Raw genomic sequence first — 638 nt, 5'->3', positions numbered from 1 at the left:
GCAGCAGCCGCGCCGTGCTGGAGCGGCTGCTGCTGCGTGATATTCCCTATGTCGATTACGGCGAAGGGCAATTATTGTACGAGCATTGGCTTATTTCGCCGGTCATCAGCCATTTGCGGCTGACCGTGAACCGGCGCGATTTTGCCGCCATCGAGGACATGCTGCCGACGCTGTATGTCGGACGGGAGCAGGGGATGGCGCATATCCGCCGGATGGAAGCGGCTCAGCCGAAGCGGGGGCCGCTGATCCATCTGCGGAGCCTGCCGGGGCTGGCGGAGTTTCGCCAGGATGCCATTCGCGAGCGGCTGGACATGCTCCGCCATCTGCGGGAGCTTACGCCGGTTCAGGCGATCCGGCAGATCCGCAGCCGGTTCTACGATTCGTTCGTTCTGGCGAACGAGCGCCATCAGGCGACGCTGCACCGGGAGACGCTCAAGGAAATGCTGGACGAGCTGGAGCTGTCGGCGGGACGCTTCGGCAGCATCCCTCTTTTTCTGGATTATCTTGACGAGATAACGTCAAGGAACGAGCAGCACCGTTCCCCCGGCGGTACAGAGCAGGAGGACCGCGTCGCGCTGATGACAATCCACAAGTCGAAGGGGCTGGAGTTCCCCGTCGTCATGCTGCTCGGCGCGTCC

General features: G+C 62.9%; 1 protein-coding gene. It reads left to right on the top strand.

Going from position 1 to position 638, the window contains the following annotated elements; all coding sequences use genetic code 11:
* A partial coding sequence (locus L692_RS27530) for a 3'-5' exonuclease (protein WP_036721366.1) occupies positions 1-638 on the top strand: 638 nt, incomplete at both ends.

The organism is Paenibacillus forsythiae T98 (assembly GCF_000520735.1).
GTDB lineage: Bacteria > Bacillota > Bacilli > Paenibacillales > Paenibacillaceae > Paenibacillus_AQ > Paenibacillus_AQ forsythiae.
This window is presented reverse-complemented; position numbering and strand designations above follow the sequence as displayed.